Source organism: Jeongeupia naejangsanensis (assembly GCF_016865585.1).
Taxonomy (GTDB): Bacteria; Pseudomonadota; Gammaproteobacteria; order Burkholderiales; family Chitinibacteraceae; genus Jeongeupia; species Jeongeupia naejangsanensis.
Genome location: NZ_JAESND010000001.1, coordinates 109406 through 127931 on the forward strand (window position 1 = coordinate 109406; position 18526 = coordinate 127931).

The following is an 18526-nucleotide window of genomic DNA, read 5'->3' on the forward strand; positions in this document are numbered from 1 at the left end:
CTTACTTCGCGGCCGCAGCCGGCGCGCTTGCGCCTGCCTGCACCGGATTCACCGGCTGACCCGGACGCGCCTTGAGTACGCCGTCGACGATCACGCGGTCGCCATCCTTCAGGCCCGAGATGACGATGAAGTCGTTGCCGCGTTCCTGACCGAGCTGCACGACGCGCGGCTCGACGACGTTTTTGTCGTTCAGCACCAGTACGGCTTTGTCTGCCTGGAACTGGATGACCGAGCGTTGCGGGATCAGTACGGCGTTGTTGAGCTTGGCGCCGTCAAGGACGACGCGGACGAACTGGCCCGGCAGGAGATCGCCTTCCGGGTTCGGGATGACCGCACGAACCTTGATGGTGCCGGTGCTCGGATCGACCTTGCTGTCGGAGAAGTCGATGACGCCGTCGTGTTTGAAGATCGTGCCGTCGGCCAGCCGCAGCGATACCTTGTAGCGCGAGTGTTCGGGCAGGATCAGCCGGCCGGATTCCGAGCCTTTCTGGAATGCGAGCTTTTCGGCTTCGGAGAACGAGAAGTTGGCGTACATTGGATCGAGCTGGACGATGGTGGTCAGCAGACCACCGTTGGCGCTCGGCGACACCAGGCTGCCTTCGGAGAAGTTGATCTTGCTGGCCATGCCGGAAATCGGCGCGACGACATTGGTGTAGCCGAGATTGATGCGTGCTTCGTCGACCTTGGCGGTGGCCGAGGCCAGATTGGCGACGGCCGCGTCGTACTCTGCGTTGGCGTCGTCGAAGTCTTTCTTCGAAACGGCGTTTTCCTTGAACAGCGGTGCAATGCGGTCGCGGTCGGCCGTCGCCTTGTTCAGCGAGGCCTTCGCCTGGGCCTGTACACCAAGTGCCTGATCGAGCGCAGCCTTGAACGGCGCCGGGTCGATCTGGAACAGTGTCTGGCCTTCCTTGACCGGTTTGCCTTCGGTGTAAACCCGCTTGAGCAGGATGCCCTCGATCCGCGCGCGCACGTCGATTTCACGGTAGCCGGCCGTTTGACCCACGGCTTCATACGTGTACGGGACGGTCTGCTTCTTGATCGTGATGATGCCTACCTGCGGCGGCGGCGGCTTGGGCGTTTCTTTCTGTTCGCAACCAGCAAGGCCAATGATGAGGGTGGCTGCGATGAGGGCGGGAATCGCTTTAAGTCTGCGGCTGCTAGGCACGTGGATCTCCTGGTGCGGATTGGGTGGCGCGTCGAGCGCCTTTTGTGAGTGACAACTGATTATGTTTGTACGTGGCAGGTCAGGCTGACGCGCTTCTGTTGGTCGTCTTAATCAACCAGTGTACCCAAGGTTGAATCAAGTTTATGACGATATCAGCTGGGCATGCCTGATGACGTTGTGTTGGTGCTTTATGCAACGAATCGAGGGGCGAATCCTATACCAGTCCAGTCCAAAAATACGCGTGTAGATATTTACGAGTATGCCGACAGAATTTAGACTGGACTGTCCAATCCAGAGTGGGCCGAAATTCAAGTGTCAGAGATGGAAGAAAAGGCGTCAGATTGTCGGCAGCGTATTGTGACTGCCGCGCTTGAGGTGTTCAGGGAGTGCGGCTATCGGGCCAGCGTGGATCGTGTGGCGCAGCGCGCCGGCGTTGCCAGGCAGACGATCTACAACCACTTCACTTCGAAATCGGTGCTGTTTTCGGCTGTCCTGCAGGAAGGCTGCGCCGCGCACCGCGAGCGGCTGGTGACCTGCGAGGGCGCATTGGCCGAGCGGTTGCTGCATTTTGCACTGGGCCTGCAGGCCAATTTGCTGACGCCGACCTCAATCAACCTGCACCGTCTGCTGACGCATGAGGCTTCGCGTTTTCCCGAGTTGGCTGGGCAGGTTTATGCCAACGGCGTCGAAGCAACGGCGCAGCAGTTGGCCGCAGTGTTGGCCAAGGCCATGACGAACGGCGAGCTGCGTGAGGATGATCCGAAACTCGCTGCGGATATTTTTCTTGACGTGATTGTCAGTCACGATCGCCAGCGCCTGCTGTTTTGCATGCCTTTGGCCGAAGCAGAGGCGCAGCTGCAACTGTTGCGTCGGCGCATCGAAGTGTTTTTACGGGCTTACCGCATCGAATGACGTTGGCATTGAAATGCTGTTGGAGCGCAATGCCGTTGCTACCCAATAAGAACCAGAATCAATCAGCTGTGACCACAAGGATACCTCCCATGCAGCAACGACTAGCCGTGCTGTGCGCCGTGCTGGCACTTGGTTTGACTGCCTGCGGCAAGCAGGATGACGCAACAAAACAGGGCGCGGGAGGGCCGCCGCCCGCGGAAGTAGCCGTGGTGACGGTAACCCGGGGGGATAGTGCGGTAACGCGCGAGTTTCCGGGGCAGGCGACGGCGTTCCGGACTGCGGAAGTTCGCGCTCAGGTCGACGGCATCCTGCAAAAGCGGCTGTATACCGAAGGCGGAGAGGTGCGCGCCGGGCAGCCGCTGTTCCAGATCGATCCTCGTACGATGAAGGCGAACTTGGCGTCGGCACGGGCCGAACTTGCGCGAACGCAGGCGAGCGCCGAGATCGCAAGGGCGACAGTCAAGCGCTACAGCCAGCTGGTGGGTGATCAGGGTGTCTCCCAGCAGGAGTTCGACCAGGCCCAATCGACATTGAAGCAGGCCGAGGCGCAGGCAATGGCCGCTGCCGCTGCACTCGATCGTGCGCAGATCGACCTTGAACACACGGCTGTGGCTGCGCCGATTTCCGGCCGGATTGGTCGGGCACTGGTCTCCGAAGGGGCGCTGGTAGGCAAGGGCGAGGCGACGCACCTGGCGACGATCGAGCAACTCGACCCCATTTACGTGGACTTCAATCAATCGGCCAATGACCTGCTGCGTCTGCGTCAGCAACTGAAGTCCGGCAAGCTCGGTGCTGCCGACGGCTTGCCGGTCGAAATCATCCTGCCCGACGGCAGCGTGTACCCGCATGCCGGCAAACTGCTGTTCTCGGAGCAGACCGTGGACCCGGCGACCGGCACCATCGTCGTTCGTGCGCAGTTCCCGAACCCGGACCGGCTGCTGATGCCCGGCGTCTACGTGACCGCACGCGCGGCGCAGGGCCGGCTGAGTGGTGCCGTACGTGTGCCGCAGCGCGCTGTACAAAGCTCGCCGCAGGGGCAGTTTGTCTATGTCGTCGACAAGGACGGCAAGGTGGCCATGCAGCCGGTCAAAACGGCCGGGTTCTCCGGTGCGGACTGGCTGATCGGCGAAGGTCTCAAGGGCGGCGAAACGGTTGTCGTCGAGGGCATCCAGAAGGTTCGCCCGGGGGCGCCGGTGAAGCCGGTGCCGTTTGGCGCCAGCCAGGTCGCCCCGCAGGGCGGTAGTCAGCCGGCGGTAGCCAGTGCTGCCGTGGCCAAAAAGTAAGGGGCGACCATGTCACGCTTCTTCATCGACCGCCCGGTATTCGCCTGGGTGATTGCACTGATCATCATTCTGGCCGGCCTGCTCGCCTTGCGCGGGCTGCCGGTGTCGCAGTACCCGGAAGTCGCGCCGCCTGGCCTGACGATCTCCGCGACCTATCCCGGCGCCAGCGCCAAGCTTGTCGAGGAAACGGTCACCGCGCTGATCGAGCAGGAAATGAACGGTCTCGAAAACCTGCTGTATTTCGACTCGGCCAGTGACAGCAACGGTTCGGCCACGATCACGCTGACGTTTGCGTCGGGAACCGACATCGACATTGCATCGGTCGAAGCACAGAACCGCATCAAGCGCGTCGAAGCGCGTCTACCGGCCGAAGTGCGCCAGCAGGGCGTGCAGGTGGCCAAATCACGGCGCAACTATCTGCTGTTCATGACGCTGTACTCGCCGGATGGCTCGCGCGACAACGTTGCGCTGGGCAGCTACGCCAGCTCGTCGGTGCTGGACAGCATCCGTCGCGTCAAGGGGGTCGGCGAGGCGACGCTGTTCGGTACCGAGTATGCGATGCGGGTCTGGCTCGATCCGCAGCGGCTGGCCGGCTACAAGATGACGCCAGCCGAAGCGCTGGCGGCGGTGCGGGCGCAGAACGTGCAGGTGGCGACCGGTGAACTCGGCCAGCTGCCGGCGGCACCGGGGCAGGAAATCAACGCCACCGTCGTCACGCAAGGGCGCTTCGTGACGCCCGAGCAGTTCGGCAATATCGTGCTGCGCGATGGCGGGAATGGGGCGCAGGTAAGGCTGAAGGATGTCGCCAAGGTCGAGCTGGGCGCGCAGGACTACTCCGTTGTTGCGCGGTTGAACGGCAAGCAGACTGCCGCGATCGGTGTGAAGCTGTCGCCGGACGGCAATGCGGTCGAAACGGCCCGGCTCGTGCGCGAGAAGATGAATGATCTGTCGCGCTATTTCCCGCAGGGCGTGGCGTGGGACATTCCGTACGACACCTCGAAGTTCGTTGACATCTCGATCAAGGAAGTGCTGAAAACACTGGCCGAGGCGATCGTGCTGGTGTTTCTGGTGATGTATCTGTTCCTCGGCAACCTGCGCGCGACCTTGATTCCGACTATCGTCGTGCCGATCGCGCTGACCGGTTCGCTTGTCGGGCTATATCTGCTCGGCTATTCGATCAACGTGCTGACGCTGTTCGCGATGGTGCTGGCGATCGGCATCCTCGTCGACGACGCAATCGTCGTCGTCGAGAACGTCGAGCGGATCATGGCCGAGGAAGGGCTGGCGCCGCGCGAGGCCACGCAGAAGGCGATGGGGCAGATTGTCGGCGCGATCGTCGCGATCACGCTGGTGCTTTCGGCAGTGTTCGTACCGATGGCGTTCTTTACCGGCTCGGTCGGCGCGATCTACCGGCAGTTTTCGGTGACGCTGGTACTGACGATGGGCTTCTCGGCGCTGCTGGCGCTGACGCTCACGCCGGCCTTGTGCGCGACGTTGCTCAAGCCGATCCACAAGGGTGAACTGCATGCGCAGACCGGCTTCTTCGGCTGGTTCAACCGCAAGTTCCACAACACCACCGTCGGTTATGTCGGCTGGGTGACGCGCATCCTGCGCCGCTCCGGGCTGGCGCTGCTGTTCTTCGCGCTGGTACTCGCGGCGACCGGCTGGCTCATGAGCCGGCTGCCGACGTCGTTCCTGCCGGACGAGGATCAGGGTTATTTCGTCAGTCTGGTGCAGCTGCCGGCCGGTGCGACGCGTGAGCGCACGCTGGTGGTGATGAACGAGGTCGAGCAGTACTACATGAAGCAGCCAGCCGTCGACAAGGTGATCGGCGTGGTCGGCTTCAGCTTCTTCGGTCGTGGCCAGAATGCGGCGCTGGCCTTCGTGACGCTGAAGGACTGGAAGAACCGTCCGAAGAAGGAAGACGGCGTCACCAGTCTGGTGCAGAACGCGAACATGATGCTGTTCCGGATCAAGCAGGCCTTCGTGTTTGCGATCAATGTGCCGCCGATTCCCGAGCTGGCGTCGGTCGGCGGTTTCGACTTCCGGCTGCAGGACCGGGCTGGTGTCGGTCGCGAGAAGCTGCTTGAGGCGCGCAACATGCTGCTTGGCATGGCGGGGCAGAATCCGGCGCTGGCCGGTGTTCGCCCCGAAGGGCAGGAGCCGGGCGCGCAGCTTTATCTTGATGTCGATCGGGTTCGTGCCAGCCAGCTTGGCATTCCGCTCTCCGACCTCAACGACACGCTGTCGATCGCACTCGGATCGGCCTATGCCAATGACTTCGTCCGTGAAGGCCGCATCCTGCGCGTGCTGATCCAGGCCGATGCGCAATCACGTTCGTCGCCGGACGGCATCCTCGGTCTGCAGTTGCGCAACCGTCAGGGCGGCTTGGTGCCGCTGTCCGAAATCGCCACGGCCACCTGGGTGGTGGGGGCGCCGAAGCTCGACCGGTACAACGGCCTGCCGTCGTACAAGATCAGCGGCGGTCCGGCGCCGGGCAAGAGTTCGGGGGACGCAATGAGCGCGATGGAGGAAATGGCGGCCAAGCTGCCACAGGGTATCGGCTTCGAGTGGTCAGGCACGTCGTACGAAGAACGCTTGTCGGGCTCGCAGGCACCTTTCCTGTTCGGTCTGTCGGTGCTGGTCGTCTTTCTGTGTCTTGCCGCGCTGTACGAGAGCTGGTCGATTCCGTTCGCCGTGTTGCTGGTGGTGCCGCTGGGGATCTTCGGTGCCGTGCTGGCCATGACGATGCGCGGCTTGCCGAACGACGTCTATTTCAAGGTGGGCCTGATTGCGATCATCGGCCTGTCGTCGAAAAACGCGATCCTGATCATCGAATTCGCCAAGGATCTGCAACGTCACGGCATGGACTTGACCGAAGCCACGCTGGAGGCCTGCCGGTTGCGGTTCCGGCCGATCCTGATGACCTCGATTGCCTTCATTGCCGGTGTCTTGCCGCTGGTGATCAGTTCGGGGGGCGGTGCGGCCAGCCGGCACGCGATCGGTACCGGGGTCATGGGCGGGATGATTGCCGCGACGGTGCTGGCGGTCTTCCTGGTGCCGGTGTTCTTCGTCGTGACACGCAGGCTGTTTCCGGACAAGGCGCACAAAGCCCTGACCGAAGCCGCCAGTGACGATCACCGCTAAGGAGCGCACGATGAAAACAACCATGATTTCGCTCGCCGTGCTGGCCTTGCTGGGCGGTTGCGCCATGGGCCCGGATTACCAGCGTCCGGCGCTCGACATGCCCAAGCAGATCGGGCAGGTCGATGCCACGTCACAGTCGGCAAGTTTGCCGGCAATCAAGTGGGAAAACTACTTTACCGATCCCGCGCTGACGCCGCTGATCCGCGATGCGCTCGCGAACAACCGTGACCTGCGCGTTGCCGTCGCCCGGGTCGAAGAGGCAAGGGCGCTGTACGGTATCCAGCGCGCCGACCAGTTGCCGACGTTCAATGCCAACGGTGCCGCCGCCGCCAGCCGCGTGCCGGGGTCGCTGAGCAGTACCGGCAGCGAGGCGATCAATCACCGCTACGATGCGAATCTCGGCCTGCTGTCCTACGAACTGGACTTCTGGGGGCGCGTTCGCCGGCTGAGTGAAGCGGCGCAAGCCAACTACTTTGCCAGCGAAGCGGCACAAAAGAGTTTCCGCTCCGGCCTGATTGCCGATGTCGTTAGCGGCTACTACGCAGCGCAGGCATTGTCAGAACAGCTGGCTTTCTCGCGCAAGACCGAGGTCGCGCGTGCAGAAACCTTGCGGCTGGTCCAGCGCAGGCTGGATGTCGGTGTGGCTGGGCGGCTCGAGTTGCTCGAGGCGCAAACTGCTCTCGAAGCGGCGCAGACCATTTCGGCGCAACTGGCCAAGCAAAAAGACAATGCCCGCCATGCGCTGAGTGTCCTGATCGGACGCGTTGTCGCTGACGATGAATTGATCTCGGGTGATGCCACGCTGCTGGAGAAGCGGCCGCTGCCCCTCGCCATTCCTGCCGGCCTTTCCTCTGAGGTTCTTCTGGGGCGGCCGGACGTCGAACAGGCCGAGCAGCAGCTGGTTGCCGCCAATGCCAATATCGGCGCTGCGCGCGCGGCATTCTTCCCCAAAGTGACGCTGATGGGGTCGGCAGGCTCTGCCAGCGCGGAACTTGGCGACCTGTTCAAGAGCGGCAGCGGCGCGTGGAGCTTCCTGCCGACCGTCTCGATGCCGATTTTTGACGGCGGACGCACGCAGTCCGGGCTGGATCTGGCCGAGGCGCGCAAGGTCGGCGCGGTTGCGTCATACGAGAAAACGGTTCAGGTGGCGTTCAGGGAAGTCGCCGACGTGCTGTCCGACCAGCAGTGGCTGGCCGCGCAGCTCGAGGCGCAGCAGCGGCTGATTCGCAGCCAGTCGGCGCGGATGGATCTGGCAGAGCGCCGCTACAAGGACGGCCTGACCAACTACCTGGAGTTCCTGATCGCACAGCGCGATTACTTTACCTCGCAGCAAACGCTGATCGAGGCGAGGCGGGCGCGGTTGACCGTTGCTGCTCAGGCGTACAAGGCACTGGGTGGGGAATGAAAAAACGCCAGGAGAGTATCCTGGCGTTTTCTTTTGCAAGAGGCTGAATCAGCCCATGTGCTGGCCACCGTTGATGGCGAGGTTGGCACCGGTCATGAAGCCGGATACGTCCGAAGCCAGGTAGCCGATCAGGCCGGCGATTTCTTCCGGCTTGCCGAGGCGGTTGACCGGGATGTGGGCGATGATCTTGTTGCGCACGTCTTCCGGTACGGCCATGACCATGTCGGTGGCGATGTAGCCCGGGGAAATCGTGTTGACCGTCACACCCTTGCGGGCTACTTCCTGTGCCAGCGCCATGCTGAAACCGTGCATGCCGGCCTTGGCGGCGGAGTAGTTGGTCTGGCCGAACTGGCCTTTCTGGCCATTGATCGACGAAATATTGATCACGCGACCCCAGCCGCGATCAGCCATGCCGTCGACGAACTGCTTGCAGACATTGAAGATCGAGTCGAGGTTGGTCTTGATCACAGCGTCCCAGCTCACCTTGTCGAGCTTCTTGAAGGTGGCGTCGCGGGTGATGCCTGCGTTGTTGACGAGGACGTCGACGGCGCCGACGTCGGTTGTCACCTTTGCCGCAAGCGCGACGCAAGCATCATAATCGGTCACGTCACACTGGTAGGCGTGGAAGTTGTAACCGAGCTCTTTCATGTCGGCGAGCCAGCTCTCCTCCTTGCCGGGGCGCGAGTAGGTGGTGACGACGGTAAAACCGTCATCCGCAAGTCGTTTGCAGATAGCAGAACCAATGCCGCCCATGCCGCCCGTAACCAATGCGATCTTTGCCATGATTTGCTGTCCTTCTCTTTTGTAGATGTTGTCGTTCTCGCCTGCTTTCAGGCAAAGAAATCTTACTATTTACATTCTGCGGATGTAAATAAGTAAGTTGTAATGTTTGTGCGTGACCGCAACACTTGCTCAAAACTGGAAATCACCGGAATGTCTTCAAGCATCACGCAATCACCACGATCGATCCTCATCAGTGGTTGTTCTACAGGTATAGGTCACAGCGTTGCCCATGGTCTGGCTGCGCGGGGGTGGCGGGTGTTTGCTACCGCACGTCAGGCCGATGATGTCGCCAGCCTGAGTGCGGAGGGGTTGAATGCCCTGCAGCTCGATGTCTCCGACGATACCTCGATCCGGCAGTGCGTCGATAAGGTGTTGACCCAGACCGGGGGGCGGCTGGATGCGTTGTTCAACAATGCGGGCTTCGGTGTGCCGGGGGCGGTCGAGGATCTGGGGCGCGAGGCCATGCGTTTCCAGTTCGAAACCAATGTGTTCGGCAGTCTTGCACTGACCAATGCGGTGCTGCCTGTGATGCGCCGGCAGGGGCGCGGGCGAATCCTGTTCAACAGTTCGGTGCTCGGGTTTGCGGCAATGCCGTACCGTGGTGCCTACAACGCCAGCAAGTTTGCGCTCGAGGGGCTGGTGGATACCCTCCGGCTGGAGCTGGAAGGCTCGGACATTCATGCCGCGCTGATCGAGCCCGGTCCGATTACCAGCCGGTTCCGTGCCAATGCGCAGCTACAGTTCGATCGCTGGATTGATGATGCGTCCAGCGTGCATCAACCCGCCTACAGGGCGATGCGCGAGCGGCTGGCCAAGCCGGGGCCGGCTGCACCGTTTACGTTGCCGCCCGAGGCTGTGTTGGCTGCAGTGATCGCGGCGCTTGATGCCGACCGTCCGGCTGCACGCTACCGCGTGACCGTGCCGACGCACCTATTCTGGTGGCTCAAGCATCTGCTTCCGACCCGCTTGCTCGATTTGGTACTTTTGCGCGCCAGCGGCGATGAGCCCGGCCATGTGTACGGCCGCAAGTAAAACCGTCATGCAAACCGGCTTGAGTCACATTCCGTCGTCCTTGTCCAGAATTGAGGGGGGACGGGTGTTCGGCTAAAATACGGGATTCCAATCTGTTGCATTCGCCATGACCAAGTACATCTTCGTAACCGGCGGCGTTGTTTCTTCTCTCGGGAAGGGCATCGCCGCCGCGTCACTTGCGGCCATCCTCGAGTCGCGTGGCCTCAAGGTCACCATGATGAAGCTCGATCCCTACATCAACGTCGACCCGGGCACCATGAGCCCGATGCAGCACGGTGAAGTCTTCGTAACCGAAGACGGTGCGGAGACCGACCTCGATCTGGGTCACTACGAGCGCTTCATCCATTCGAAGATGAAGAAGAGCAACAACTTCACCACCGGCCAGATCTACGAGTCGGTGATCAAGAAGGAACGTCGCGGCGATTACCTGGGCAAGACCGTTCAGGTGATCCCGCACATCACCGACGAAATCCGGCTCTTTATCGGCGAAGGCACTGCGGGCGTCGATCTGGCCGTGATCGAAATCGGCGGGACGGTCGGCGATATCGAATCGTTGCCTTTCCTTGAGGCCATCCGTCAGATGGGCGTCGTGCTCGGGCGCGAAAACGTCTGCTTCGTTCATCTCTCCTACGTGCCGTACATCGCGGCCGCCGGCGAGATCAAGACCAAGCCGACCCAGCACAGCGTCAAGGAACTGCGCGAAATCGGCATTCAGCCGGACGTGCTGATCTGTCGTGCCGACCGTGCCGTGCCGGACGACGAGCGCAAGAAGATCGCGCTGTTCACCAACGTGTCCGAAAAGGCCGTGGTGTCGTGCCCCGACATGGACTCGATTTACCAGATTCCGCGCGTGCTTTCGAGCCAAGGCATCGACGACATCATCTGCAAGCAGCTGCAGCTGGACCTGCCGAAGGCTGACCTGTCGATGTGGGACCGTATCGTCGGTGCGATCCAGAATCCGAAGCAGACCGTCAACATCGCCATGGTCGGCAAGTACGTCGACCTGACCGAGTCGTACAAGTCGCTGATCGAAGCGCTGAAGCATGCCGGCATCCACACCGAAAGCGAAGTGAAGATACACTTCGTCGACTCCGAGTCGCTCGAAACCGAAGGTCCGGGCTGCCTCAAGTCGGTCGATGCGATCCTCGTGCCGGGCGGCTTCGGCAAGCGCGGTGTCGAGGGCAAGATTGTTGCGGTCAAGTATGCTCGCGAGAACAATATTCCTTACCTCGGCATCTGTCTCGGTATGCAGATTGCGCTGATCGAATACGCACGCGATGTGGCGGGCATGACGGGCGCCAATTCGACCGAATTCGACCTCGAAACCGAATTCCCGGTCGTGGCGCTGATCGACGAGTGGGTCAACCACGACGGCAAGATCGAAACGCGTGACGAAAACTCGAACATGGGCGGCACGATGCGTCTCGGTGCGCAGGAATGCAAGCTGGCATCGGGTAGCCATGCTGCAAACATCTATGGCGCGGATATGATCACCGAGCGTCATCGCCATCGTTACGAAGTGAACAACCACTACCTGCCGCGCCTTGAAGCGGCTGGCCTGATGATCAGCGGCAAGTCGACCGGCGCTGAACAGCTGGTCGAGACGATCGAGCTGGCGGGGCACCGCTGGTTCTTCGCTTGCCAGTTCCATCCGGAGTTCACCTCGACGCCGCGCGATGGTCATCCGCTGTTCAAGTCCTATATCGAGGCGGCGATCGATTACGCCAAGGCACAAGGTCGCGAAGGCCTGAGCTGCTGATCGGTTCGGGCCGCCCGTCACGGGTGGCCCGTCATACGTTTGGACGAGGCATTCGCGCCTCGTCGGGAGACAAGACTCATGAAGCTTTGCGGATTCGATGTCGGCCTCGACAAGCCGTTTTTCCTGATTGCCGGGCCGTGCGTCATCGAGGGCGAGCAGTTCTCGATCGATGTGGCCGGCCAGCTCAAGGAAATCACCACCGAGCTGGGTATTCCGTTCATTTTCAAGTCGAGCTTCGACAAGGCCAATCGCTCCAGCGGCAAGTCGTTCCGCGGCTTCGGCATGGACGAGGGCTTGAAGATCCTTGCCAAGGTCAAGGAGCAGATCGGCGTGCCGGTGCTGACCGACATCCACGAGATCGATCAGATCAAGCCGGTGTCGGCCGTGGTTGACGTGCTGCAAACGCCTGCCTTCCTGTGCCGCCAGACCGACTTCATTCGTGCCTGTGCCCAGTCGGGTCGGCCGGTGAATATCAAGAAAGGCCAGTTCCTCGCGCCAGGTGACATGAAGAATGTCATCGACAAGGCCCGCGAGGCCGCACGCGACGCCGGCTTGCCGGATGATGTGTTCATGGCGTGCGAACGGGGCGCGAGCTTCGGCTACAACAATCTGGTTTCGGACATGCGCTCGCTGGCGATCATGCGGGAAACCGGTGCGCCGGTAGTATTCGATGCGACGCACTCGGTGCAACTTCCCGGCGGTCAGGGGGACAAATCCGGTGGGCAGCGCGAATTCGTGCCTGTGCTGGCGCGCGCCGCAATGGCCGTCGGTGTTGCCGGGCTGTTTGCCGAGACGCACCCCGATCCGGCTTGCGCGATGTCCGATGGCCCGAACGCCTGGCCGCTGCCGCGAATGAAGGAGTTGCTGACCGTGCTCAAGGCAATCGACGCCACGGTCAAGGCAAACTCACTGGCTGAACAAACGCTGTAACCCGGGGCGGGCAGCATGGCCCCGGTTCGTGTTCTACAAACATCATCGTCAACATAGGAAAGCATCAATGAGCGCAATCGTTGAAGTGATCGCCCGCGAGATTCTCGACTCCCGCGGCAACCCGACCGTCGAAGCAGACGTTCTGCTCGAATCCGGTGTGATGGGCCGTGCCGCTGTGCCGTCCGGCGCATCGACCGGCGAGCGCGAAGCGCTCGAACTGCGCGACAACGACAAGTATCGCTACCTCGGCAAGGGCGTGCTCAAGGCCGTTGAAAACATCAACACCGAAATCGTTGAGGCCATCATCGGTCTGGATGCTGCCGATCAGGCGTTCATCGACAAGACCATGCTTGAGCTTGATGGCACCGAAGACAAGAGCAAGCTGGGCGCCAACGCCATCCTCGCCGTGTCGATGGCCGTGGCCAAGGCAGCTGCCGAAGAATCGGGCCTGCCGCTGTACCGCTACATCGGTGGCTCGGGTCCGATGAGCCTGCCGGTGCCGATGATGAACGTCGTCAACGGTGGCGAGCACGCTTCGAACAGCCTCGACTTCCAGGAGCTGATGATCGTTCCGGTTGGCGCGCCGACTTTCCGTGAGGCGCTGCGCTACGGCGCCGAGATCTTCCACAACCTGAAGAAGATCCTGCACGACAAGCATCTGCCGACCCAGGTCGGCGACGAAGGCGGTTTCGCGCCGGACGTGGCCAATGCTGAAGAAGCGCTGGACCTGATCCTGGCCGCCATCCACAAGGCCGGCTACAAGCCAGGCGAAGACATCGCGATCGCGCTGGACTGCGCTGCGTCGGAATTCTTCGACAAGGCGACCGGCAAGTACGTGTACAAGAAGAGCGACAAGCGCGAGCTGACCAGCGAGCAGCAGGTCGACTACCTCGAAAGCCTCGTCAACAAGTACCCGATCATCTCGATCGAGGACGGCATGGGCGAGCGTGACTGGGACGGCTGGAAGGTACTGACCGACCGTCTGGGCGACCGCGTCCAGCTCGTCGGCGACGACCTGTTCGTCACCAACACCAAGATCTTGGCCGAAGGCATCGCCAAGGGCATCTGCAACTCGATCCTGATCAAGGTCAACCAGATCGGTTCGCTGTCGGAAACGCTGGCTGCCGTCGACCTGGCCAAGCGCAACGGCTACACCTCGGTCATGTCGCACCGCTCGGGCGAAACCGAAGACAGCACCATTGCCGATCTGGCCGTGGCAACCAACTGCATGCAAATCAAGACCGGCTCGCTGTCGCGTTCGGACCGTATCGCCAAGTACAACCAGCTCCTCCGTATCGAAGAAGAGCTCGGTGATGCTGCGTTCTATCCGGGCCGTGGTGCGTTCTACCAGCTCAAGAAGTAATCAGCGAGCCGGTGTACGCCGCAAACATGTAGTAAGATGGAAAACCGGGGTTCGGCCCCGGTTTTTCTTTTGTTCCAGACCGGTTTTCGCACTCATCCATGCGCCTGCTTGCCATCACTCTTGCCCTGTTGATCGCCCTGTTGCAATGGCCACTCTGGGTCGGCAAGGGGAGCTGGCTGCGCGTCTGGCAGCTCGACAACGAGCTGGTCGCCAAGCGTGCGCAAAACGAACGGCTGAAAGAGCGTAACGCCGCGCTCGATGCCGAAGTCGCCGACCTCAAATCCGGTACTGATGCGATTGAAGAACGTGCCCGCAACGAGCTGGGCATGATCCGGCAGGACGAGGTGTTCTTCCAGGTGCTGGATCGCCGCAAGCCGGCCAGCAGTCCCGTGATTGCCAGTACCATTGCTTCGGCGCCCTGAGCCATTGCGCTCAAATTGTGCTCCTTTCTTGTTTGTATAAACAAAAATTCACAACTGTTATGGTGTAACTGTATATTGGTATCTCATCGACGATGAGGTGCACCATGGCGACGCCCGTTTCTCCAGCTTCAAAGCGCAAGGCCGATACCCTGTACTTCCAGCTCGCGGAGGAGATGGCGCAGGCTATCGCAGCAGGGGTGTTGAAGACCGGTGAGCGCCTGCCGTCGATTCGACGCCTGTCAGCACAAAGGCAAATCAGTTTGTCGACAGTCATGGAGGCGTACCGCGAGCTTGAAGCGCGCGGGCTAATCGAAGCCAGGCCACAAAGCGGCTTTTACGTCCGAACCCTGCACGCCGCGCTTTCGGCGCCGGCGCTGACCCAGCCGCCGGCCGAGCCGCGCGAGGTGGTGACGGCGCCTGTGCTCTGGCCGTATCAGGTCAACGAGAGCCAGTCGATTCGCGTTGATTTCGGCCTTGCGATCCTTTCCCCTGAACTCTATCCGACGCAACAGTTGCAGCGGCTGCTCGCGCAAACGACACGTTACCAGCCGCGCACGCTGGCCGATTACGGCAAGCCGGCCGGGGATATCGAGCTGCGCCGCCATATTGCCCGTCGCTCGCTGGCGTGGGGCGGACAGTTCGAGGCCGATGACGTGCTGATCACGCACGGCTGTCTCGAGGCGATCAACCTTTGCCTGCGTGCCGTGACCGAACCCGGCGACGTGGTCGCGATCGAATCGCCGGCGTATTTCGGCTTGCTGCAGATACTCGAGAGTTTCAAGCTCAAGGCGCTGGAAATCCCGACCCATCCGCAGACAGGCATCTCGATCGAAGCGCTGGAACTGGCGACGCGCGATGGTCGGGTCAAGGCCTGCCTGCTGATCCCGAACTTCTCCAATCCGCTTGGCAGTGTCATGCCGGATGAAAACAAGAAGCGGCTGGTTGAAATGCTCTCGATCCGGAATATTCCGTTGATCGAGGATGACCTGTACGGCGAGTTCTTCCATCACGGCAGTCGGCCGAGGCCGGCCAAGGCCTTCGATCGTGACGGCAACGTCATGCTGTGTTCCTCGTTCACCAAGGCGCTGGCGCCCGGGATGCGCGTGGGCTGGGTGGTGGCCGGGCGCTGGCGTCGCGAGCTGGAGAAGCTCAAGTTCATCAACACGTATTCGACGCCGCTGGCGCTGCAGCAGACCATCTCCCGTTTTCTCGAGAACGGTGGCTACGATCATCATTTGCGGCGGCTGCGGCGGGCGGTGGCCGAACAGGTTGACGGGGCGGTGTCGGCGATTCGACGGTACTTTCCGAAGGACGCCCGGCTCAATGTGCCGCAGGGCGGTTATGTGCTGTGGGTCGAGTTGCCCGAGTGCGTGGACACGCGCGAGCTGCTGCGTCTGTCACTGGCAGAAGGCATCAACTTTGCGCCGGGCGAGCTGTTCTCGCCGAGTCACAGCTACCGGAACTGCTTGCGCATCTGCTGCGTCGAGCCGTGGACGACCCGCCACGAACGGGCGATCCAGCGCCTGGGCGAACTGTGTCAGGGCTTGATCCATCCGGTGCCCTGCAATATGGTGGTGGTTCAGTAACTGCTATCGGCGCTGTCGTCGCCGATGTGCATGACCACCATGCAGCTGGTCGGCCCGTTGAGCTGGACCTCGTCGCAGAACGGCGAGTAAGACATCAGGCAGGGTTGGTTGGTGTGGGTTTCGTCAACCCAGATGACATCGACGCGCTGGCCACAGACCGAGTCCAGCGCCATACGCAGCATGCTGATGTTTTCGACCAGACCGGCGAGCGCCGGGGTGCTGTACACCCAGAGGGCAAGGGTCAGCGTGGCGAGGAGGGTGGTGCGGACCATGGCGGGCCTCCTTGCAGTCCGCCGGCATGACGTGCCGGCCTTCTTTTGACTGCCATGGTTCCACTCTAGATTCTTACAGCGCGCGCTTCAGTATGCCGAGGCCGCCGAATGTCGGTTGGGCTGCCGTCGCCCGAAACGGGCGATGGTACTTGATTAGCTGCGGATCGAGGTGTAACTGCGCAGTGCCGCCGTAGGCTTCGAACAGTGCCAAGCCGTGCCCCGGCGCAGTCCAGTATTCTCCGGTCCGAAGAATGACATCCTCTCCGTTGAACGTTAGCCAGAGACAGCCGTGCGCGCATCGCAGCTGCCGCCCCGGTTCGAGCGTGATCCGCAGCAGGCGGTTGGACGTGAGTGTGAGGGATTGCATCGTCGTCTCCTGTCAGGGCTTATGGGACGATGCTACGGCTGAGGGGTTGGGGACAGTAGATGCAACTGTCCCGCCCGCCAACACTTCAGTGCCTTACTGTGTGCTGATTGTACTGCTCATGACAATGGCGATCTGTACCGCATGCCCGGCTGCGGCGATTCATTCGTCGTCATCGCCACCAAGGGTGGGCTGATATGCCTCGCCACGCCGCAGGGCGCGCAACAGAAAGCGTGCCGGGTCGATGGCGCGAAGCAGTGCGATTTCGACCGGCGCGGGCTCGCCGTTGAGCTGGCACGCCAGGATTTCGCCGATGAGCGCCGACCATGACAGCCCGCGCGCGCCGAGTGCTAGGGCGCCGTACAAGCCCGTCTGGCGCGGAATCTGTGCCAGTTGATGGCAGCGCGGGTAGGCGTCGTGCCACGGCTGTGCCAATTCGCCCACCAGCGGTAGACGATCGGGTGAGGTCGGTCGCTGGCAAACCCGGTTCCTTAGTGCCGTATCAGGTGGCAGCGCTAGCTCAGGCAACAATGCGGCAAGTGCATTGCGGTTTTCAGCTTCGGCGGCGGCCAGATCGCCGTTGAATGCGGCTGCGCCGATGATCCGTTCTCCGTCCAGTTCGCCGGTCAGGTAGCCCGCACCGGCGATGCCGGCCGCATTCAGGCCGATCGCCGATGCGGGGAGATGACTGGCAACCCTTGCGACACTCCAGAGTGGCAAATCGGCGGCGGGCGCGAGTGCCCTTGCCGCGCTGGCGTTGGCAAGGATCACGATCGGGGCTTCCGCTACGAGGCGTTTTTCGCCATCGAATGCACGCCAGATGCCGGTCTCGTCGACTTCCAGTGTCGCCACGGTGGTGTTGCCGCGAAAACGGACGCGATCGCCATGCCGTGCCAGCAGCGCGCGGCAATAGCCCGGCGGATTGATCCATGCGCCTTGCTCGAACCACCAGCCCCCGCGCAGTGGCCGGTGGCCGAGGCGCTGTTCGGCCTCGTCCGGAGGCAGGAAGGCCAGACCAGGCCAGTTGCCACTGTCTGCGATCTGCCGCTGTAGTGCTTCCTGTTCCGCGTTGCGGGCGACCTGAAGGATGCCGCCGACCTTGTGCGGCACGCTCAGGCCGGCGTCCGCCAACTGGCGCAGCAGGGCGAGCGTTGCGGCATTGCCGGCGCGGCTCAGCCGTGCGAGCAGGTTGTCATCCTGCGAGACATAGGCGTGCATCAGCCCGGCCAGATTGCCCGACGACTGCGTTGCCGGCTCGACTGCCGTGTCGACGATATCGATGCGCCAGCCGCGCGCGGCCAGCCGTTCGGCCACGGCACAGCCGGCCAGTCCGGCGCCGATGACCATCGCGTGCTTTGCCTTGCCGGATGGCGCAGGCGTGCGCGGTGCCCGCGCCAGCCTGCCGCGCAGCATCTGCCATTTGCTGCCATATCCTTTGGCTTTTTCGACGGCGAAGCCTGCGTCGTTCAATGCACGCCGGACTGCGCCCGCAGCGGTGTAGGTCGCCAGCGTGGTATCGGCATGACACAGCCGCCAAAGCTGTTTGAATACCGTTGGCGTCCACAGATCGGGATTTTTCGAAGGTGAAAAACCGTCGAGATAGATCGCGTCGGCGCGCGCGTCCAGTTGCGGCAGTACGTCGAGTACGTCGCCGAACATCAGCGTCAGCGTGACGCGCCCGTCATCAAGCCAGAGCCGGTGAAACCCCGGTGTGAGCGCCGGCCATTGCGCCAGCAATTCGGCAGCGAGCGTGGCGTACTGCGGATAACGCGCCAGCAGCGTGGTCAGGTCGTCGCGGCTGAACGGGTGGAGCTCGACCGAGACGAAGTGCAGCCGTTTGCAGGCATCGGGATCGGCTCGCCAGGCGGCCCAAGTCACCAGAAAACTCAGCCCCTGTCCGAAGCCGGTTTCGACGATGGTGAACACGTCGCGCCCCCGCCAGCGGTCCGGCAGGTCGTTGCCGCGCAGAAAAACGTGTTCGGCCTGGCCGATGCCGCCATCGGGTGAGTGGTATGCATCGTCGAAGGTGGCCGAATACGGTATGCCGTGTTCGTTGAACGCGAGTCGGGCGGGAACGATGAGGGTGGGGCGTGCCAAGGGTGC

Annotated in this window: 15 protein-coding genes; 10 read left to right on the forward strand and 5 right to left on the reverse strand. The window is 62.1% G+C overall.

Annotation, left to right across the window (positions count from 1 at the left end; genetic code table 11):
* Nucleotide 1: 1 nt before the first annotated feature.
* Nucleotides 2-1165 (reverse strand): efflux RND transporter periplasmic adaptor subunit, encoded by a 1164-nt coding sequence (locus JMJ54_RS00555; protein WP_308437946.1) that lies wholly within the window; start codon nt 1163-1165, stop codon nt 2-4.
* A gap of 321 nt (nt 1166-1486) precedes the next feature.
* On the opposite strand from JMJ54_RS00555, the gene JMJ54_RS00560 reads away from it, so the two are divergent.
* The 4 genes from JMJ54_RS00560 (at nt 1487) to JMJ54_RS00575 (ending at nt 7912) form a co-directional block, all read left to right on the forward strand.
* Complete coding sequence (locus JMJ54_RS00560) at nt 1487-2077, forward strand: TetR/AcrR family transcriptional regulator (protein ID WP_203536007.1); 591 nt, start codon at nt 1487-1489, stop codon at nt 2075-2077.
* 89 nt (nt 2078-2166) lie between these two features.
* Nucleotides 2167-3360: an efflux RND transporter periplasmic adaptor subunit gene (locus JMJ54_RS00565; protein WP_238999815.1), complete on the forward strand. Its 1194-nt coding sequence runs from the start codon at nt 2167-2169 to the stop codon at nt 3358-3360.
* Between the two features lie 9 nt (nt 3361-3369).
* Nucleotides 3370-6507 (forward strand): efflux RND transporter permease subunit, encoded by a 3138-nt coding sequence (locus JMJ54_RS00570; RefSeq protein WP_203536008.1) that lies wholly within the window; start codon nt 3370-3372, stop codon nt 6505-6507.
* Nucleotides 6508-6517: 10 nt separating this feature from the next.
* Entirely contained in the window at nt 6518-7912 is a 1395-nt protein-coding gene (locus tag JMJ54_RS00575; RefSeq protein WP_203536009.1) for an efflux transporter outer membrane subunit, read from the forward strand.
* A gap of 48 nt (nt 7913-7960) precedes the next feature.
* On the opposite strand, the gene phbB is transcribed toward JMJ54_RS00575, so the two are convergent.
* On the reverse strand, nt 7961-8695 hold the full coding sequence (gene phbB / locus JMJ54_RS00580) for an acetoacetyl-CoA reductase (RefSeq protein WP_238999816.1): 735 nt from the start codon (nt 8693-8695) through the stop codon (nt 7961-7963).
* Nucleotides 8696-8845: 150 nt separating this feature from the next.
* Between phbB and JMJ54_RS00585 the strand changes: the two genes are divergently transcribed.
* The 6 genes from JMJ54_RS00585 to JMJ54_RS00610 all read left to right on the forward strand — a co-directional run bounded on the left by JMJ54_RS00585 (nt 8846) and on the right by JMJ54_RS00610 (nt 15787).
* Nucleotides 8846-9727 carry an SDR family NAD(P)-dependent oxidoreductase gene (locus tag JMJ54_RS00585; protein ID WP_203536854.1) on the forward strand — a complete coding sequence of 294 codons (882 nt, stop codon included), beginning with the start codon at nt 8846-8848 and terminating at the stop codon, nt 9725-9727.
* A 106-nt stretch (nt 9728-9833) separates the two neighbouring features.
* Complete coding sequence (pyrG, locus tag JMJ54_RS00590; protein WP_203536010.1) at nt 9834-11486, forward strand: CTP synthase; 1653 nt, start codon at nt 9834-9836, stop codon at nt 11484-11486.
* A gap of 78 nt (nt 11487-11564) precedes the next feature.
* Nucleotides 11565-12416 (forward strand): 3-deoxy-8-phosphooctulonate synthase, encoded by an 852-nt coding sequence (kdsA, locus tag JMJ54_RS00595; RefSeq protein ID WP_203536011.1) that lies wholly within the window; start codon nt 11565-11567, stop codon nt 12414-12416.
* A 67-nt stretch (nt 12417-12483) separates the two neighbouring features.
* Nucleotides 12484-13779: a phosphopyruvate hydratase gene (gene eno, locus JMJ54_RS00600; protein ID WP_203536012.1), complete on the forward strand. Its 1296-nt coding sequence runs from the start codon at nt 12484-12486 to the stop codon at nt 13777-13779.
* Nucleotides 13780-13877: 98 nt separating this feature from the next.
* Complete coding sequence (ftsB, locus tag JMJ54_RS00605; protein ID WP_203536013.1) at nt 13878-14201, forward strand: cell division protein FtsB; 324 nt, start codon at nt 13878-13880, stop codon at nt 14199-14201.
* A 104-nt stretch (nt 14202-14305) separates the two neighbouring features.
* Entirely contained in the window at nt 14306-15787 is a 1482-nt protein-coding gene (locus JMJ54_RS00610) for an aminotransferase-like domain-containing protein (protein WP_203536014.1), read from the forward strand.
* On the opposite strand, the gene JMJ54_RS00615 is transcribed toward JMJ54_RS00610, so the two are convergent.
* The 3 genes from JMJ54_RS00615 to mnmC form a co-directional block, all read right to left on the reverse strand.
* The gene (locus JMJ54_RS00615) at nt 15781-16059 is read right to left on the reverse strand and encodes a hypothetical protein (RefSeq protein WP_203536015.1); all 279 of its coding nucleotides are present in this window, start codon (nt 16057-16059) and stop codon (nt 15781-15783) included. The two genes, JMJ54_RS00610 and JMJ54_RS00615, sit on opposite strands and share 7 nt — an antisense overlap.
* 73 nt (nt 16060-16132) lie before the next feature.
* Nucleotides 16133-16426, reverse strand: coding sequence for a DUF2917 domain-containing protein (locus JMJ54_RS00620; protein WP_203536016.1), 294 nt, complete (start codon nt 16424-16426; stop codon nt 16133-16135).
* A gap of 159 nt (nt 16427-16585) precedes the next feature.
* Nucleotides 16586-18520, reverse strand: coding sequence for a bifunctional tRNA (5-methylaminomethyl-2-thiouridine)(34)-methyltransferase MnmC2/FAD-dependent 5-carboxymethylaminomethyl-2-thiouridine(34) oxidoreductase MnmC1 (mnmC, locus tag JMJ54_RS00625; protein WP_203536017.1), 1935 nt, complete (start codon nt 18518-18520; stop codon nt 16586-16588).
* Between the last annotated feature and the right edge of the window lie 6 nt (nt 18521-18526).

Excerpts from the sequence above, each read along its gene's own strand:
- pyrG (WP_203536010.1), top strand. The coding sequence starts at position 9,834 with ATGACCAAGTACATCTTCGTAACCGGCGGCGTTGTTTCTTCTCTCGGG.
- kdsA (WP_203536011.1), top strand. The coding sequence starts at position 11,565 with ATGAAGCTTTGCGGATTCGATGTCGGCCTCGACAAGCCGTTTTTCCTG.
- JMJ54_RS00570 (WP_203536008.1), top strand. The coding sequence starts at position 3,370 with ATGTCACGCTTCTTCATCGACCGCCCGGTATTCGCCTGGGTGATTGCA.
- JMJ54_RS00565 (WP_238999815.1), top strand. The coding sequence starts at position 2,167 with ATGCAGCAACGACTAGCCGTGCTGTGCGCCGTGCTGGCACTTGGTTTG.
- JMJ54_RS00560 (WP_203536007.1), top strand. The coding sequence starts at position 1,487 with ATGGAAGAAAAGGCGTCAGATTGTCGGCAGCGTATTGTGACTGCCGCG.
- phbB (WP_238999816.1), bottom strand. The coding sequence starts at position 8,695 with ATGGCAAAGATCGCATTGGTTACGGGCGGCATGGGCGGCATTGGTTCT.
- JMJ54_RS00575 (WP_203536009.1), top strand. The coding sequence starts at position 6,518 with ATGAAAACAACCATGATTTCGCTCGCCGTGCTGGCCTTGCTGGGCGGT.
- JMJ54_RS00610 (WP_203536014.1), top strand. The coding sequence starts at position 14,306 with ATGGCGACGCCCGTTTCTCCAGCTTCAAAGCGCAAGGCCGATACCCTG.
- JMJ54_RS00615 (WP_203536015.1), bottom strand. The coding sequence starts at position 16,059 with ATGGTCCGCACCACCCTCCTCGCCACGCTGACCCTTGCCCTCTGGGTG.
- JMJ54_RS00620 (WP_203536016.1), bottom strand. The coding sequence starts at position 16,426 with ATGCAATCCCTCACACTCACGTCCAACCGCCTGCTGCGGATCACGCTC.
- eno (WP_203536012.1), top strand. The coding sequence starts at position 12,484 with ATGAGCGCAATCGTTGAAGTGATCGCCCGCGAGATTCTCGACTCCCGC.
- ftsB (WP_203536013.1), top strand. The coding sequence starts at position 13,878 with ATGCGCCTGCTTGCCATCACTCTTGCCCTGTTGATCGCCCTGTTGCAA.
- JMJ54_RS00585 (WP_203536854.1), top strand. The coding sequence starts at position 8,846 with ATGTCTTCAAGCATCACGCAATCACCACGATCGATCCTCATCAGTGGT.